The organism is Rhodococcus sp. A14, from assembly GCF_011603105.1.
GTDB lineage: Bacteria > Actinomycetota > Actinomycetes > Mycobacteriales > Mycobacteriaceae > Rhodococcus_F > Rhodococcus_F opacus.
Map to the genome: position 1 here is coordinate 1 of NZ_JAAOQS010000252.1, position 1745 is coordinate 1745.

At 69.6% G+C, this 1745-nt stretch carries 1 protein-coding gene; it reads right to left on the reverse strand.

Annotation, left to right across the window (positions count from 1 at the left end; all coding sequences use genetic code 11):
• A partial coding sequence (locus G9373_RS45150) for an acetyl/propionyl/methylcrotonyl-CoA carboxylase subunit alpha (RefSeq protein WP_167121306.1) occupies nt 1-1745 on the reverse strand: 1745 nt, incomplete at both ends.

Genomic DNA, 1745 nt, shown 5'->3' on the forward strand with positions numbered 1-1745 from the left:
AGGACGGTGCCCTGGGTGATGGCGGCGCCGGGTTCGACGGCGAGGCCGGTGACGGTGCCGGCCTTGTGGGCGTTGACGGGGTTTTCCATTTTCATGGCCTCGAGGACGGCGATGAGGTCGCCCTCGGCGACTTGTTGTCCTTCTTCGACGGCGACCTTGACGACGGTGCCCTGCATGGGGGCGGTGACGGCGTCACCGGAGGCGGCGCCGCCGTGGGCGCCGCCGCGGGTGCGGGCCTTGGGCTTCTTGCGGACCGCCCCGGGGGCGATTCCGGCGCCGGTGCCGAGGGTGAACTGTCCGGGCAGGGACACCTCGACGCGGCGGCCGCCGACCTCGACGACGACGTTCTGCCGGGGCCCGGACTCGTCCTCGTCGATCGGCTGGTTACCGGTGAACGGTTCGATCTGGTTGTCCCATTCGGTTTCGATCCACTTGGTGTAGACGTCGAAGGTGGTGCCGTCGCCGATGAAGGCGGGGTCGGCGACGATGGCCCGGTGGAACGGGATGACCGTGGCCAGTCCTTCGACCTGGAATTCGGCGAGGGCGCGGCGGGCGCGGGCCAGGGCCTCGTCGCGGGTGGCGCCGGTGACGATGAGCTTGGCGAGCATGGAGTCGAACTGGCCGCCGATCACGCTGCCGGTTTCGACGCCGGAGTCCATCCGCACGCCGGGGCCGGTGGGCGGGACGAACTTGGTGACCGGGCCGGGGGCGGGCAGGAAGCCGCGGCCGGCGTCCTCGCCGTTGATGCGGAATTCGAAGGAGTGCCCGCGGGGGGTGGGGTCCTCGGTGAGGTCGAGGTGTTCGCCGTTGGCGATCTTGAACTGTTGCAGGACCAGGTCGAGGCCGGCGGTTTCCTCGGTGACGGGGTGTTCGACCTGCAGGCGGGTGTTGACCTCGAGGAAGGAGACGGTGTCGCCCTGGACGAGGTATTCGACGGTGCCGGCGCCGTAGTAGCCGGCCTCCTTGCAGATGGCCTTGGCGGAGGTGTGGATGCGGTTGCGTTGGTCGTCGGTGAGGAACGGGGCGGGGGCCTCCTCGACGAGTTTCTGGAAGCGGCGTTGCAGGGAGCAGTCGCGGGTGCCGGCGACGATGACGTTGCCGTGCTGGTCGGCGATGACCTGGGCTTCGACGTGGCGGGCCTTGTCCAGATACTGTTCGACGAAGCATTCGCCGCGGCCGAACGCGGCGACGGCCTCGCGGGTGGCGGAGTCGAACAGTTCGGGGATTTCCTCGATGGTGTGGGCGACCTTCATGCCGCGGCCGCCGCCGCCGAACGCGGCCTTGATGGCGACGGGGACACCGTATTCCTTGGCGAAGGCGACGACCTCGTCGGCGTTGCGGACCGGGTCCTTGGTGCCGGCGGCCATCGGGGCCTTGGCTTTTTCGGCGATGTGCCGGGCGGTGACCTTGTCGCCGAGGTCGCGGATCGATTGCGGGGAGGGGCCGATCCAGATCAGGCCGGCGTCGATCACGGCCTGGGCGAAGTCGGCGTTTTCGGAGAGGAAGCCGTAGCCGGGGTGGATGGCGTCGGCGCCGGACTTTTTGGCGGCGTCGAGGATTTTGTCGAACACCAGGTAGGACTCGGCGGAGGTCTGCCCGCCGAGGGCGAACGCTTCGTCGGCCAGGCGCACGAACGGGGCGTCGGCGTCGGGTTCGGCGTAGACGGCGACGCTGGCCAGGCCGGCATCGGCTGCGGCCCGGATCACCCGCACTGCAATCTCACCGCGGTTCGCGACGAGCACCTT